Annotated in this window: 1 protein-coding gene; it reads right to left on the bottom strand. The window is 51.9% G+C overall.

Annotated elements, in window-relative coordinates; all coding sequences use genetic code 11:
• On the bottom strand, nucleotides 1-252 hold a 252-nt coding region (locus JK635_RS29180; protein ID WP_235888275.1), incomplete at its 3' end, for a hypothetical protein.
• Between the last annotated feature and the right edge of the window lie 808 nt (nucleotides 253-1,060).

Here is a 1,060-nt window from a genome sequence, read left to right on the forward strand (position 1 = left end):
GATGCTGCTACGCGCTGACTGGATCACCTTGACGACCAGATCCTCGCCGCCTTCATTAGGCGAAAATGCCACCTCGATGAACTGGCTACCCCGTACGGGGGCCGAACTGCTGTTCCGACTCCCAGCGCCACGCAGAAGATCACCCGTCCTTTCCAGGACTTGATCAACCAGCATTTCGACGGTGTCGCCGCTTTTCGCCGAGACACCGAAATAAGCCGTAGCCAGGATCAGGGTAAGGAGTATCTTTTTCATTTGCCGCTATGAGTGACTTTGTTCGTTTAAAGAACAAAAGCGGCTGAATTGTACTGTATATCTATACAGAGCAATAAGAGATTGGCGAAGTCCTACGCTCTCGCATCAATGGATGCCTGTTCGTGAGGGTCAATGACGATCTCATCTGATTGCCACGATAAGTTGTCGGAAAAATCATTTTTTGGGTTTGCTGTTTTCCCAAAAGCCGACATCGCGCAAAACAAGCGCAAATATCGGCCATTCNAGCCGACATCGCGCAAAACAAGCGCAAATATCGGCCATTCGTTCATCGAAAAGCATTATTTTCCTGCAACCTGCTCTCGAAAACGCAGTCTGATTTCTGCATTCGCCCCGAGGCGCCACGCAAACTGCCTCCGCGGCCTCCCTTCTGCGCCTCACAAGAAACGCGAAAAAGTCGCGGGACTTCATCTTTTCCTACAACGCAACAAGTGCCTGTCCTATACCGGCCGCGTTTTCATTTCGACATACTTCCTCCTGAGACTGCCGCACAGAAATGCTGACGCTTAAGAAGATGCGGCGCTAATCGATTCAAACTCAACCCATCACAGGAGATCACCATGTCGTGTGCGCAAACTATCGAAAGCAACACTGCTCCGACTACTACACCGACGCGGTCTGCGGGATCGGGCAGTCGCACGCATAAAATCTGGTCCAATATGCATGATGTCTGTAATCTCCTCCGCATTCCGTCAGGCACATTCGTCGGTGACGACGACCAGCATTTCCAGCATGTCCAGTTCAAGGCCGGTCAACGCATCCATACCGCGGGCCAGCCGTTCGACATGCT

This window comes from Neobacillus paridis, from assembly GCF_016765675.1.
In the GTDB taxonomy this organism is placed as follows: domain Bacteria; phylum Bacillota; class Bacilli; order Bacillales; family Cytobacillaceae; genus Neobacillus; species Neobacillus paridis.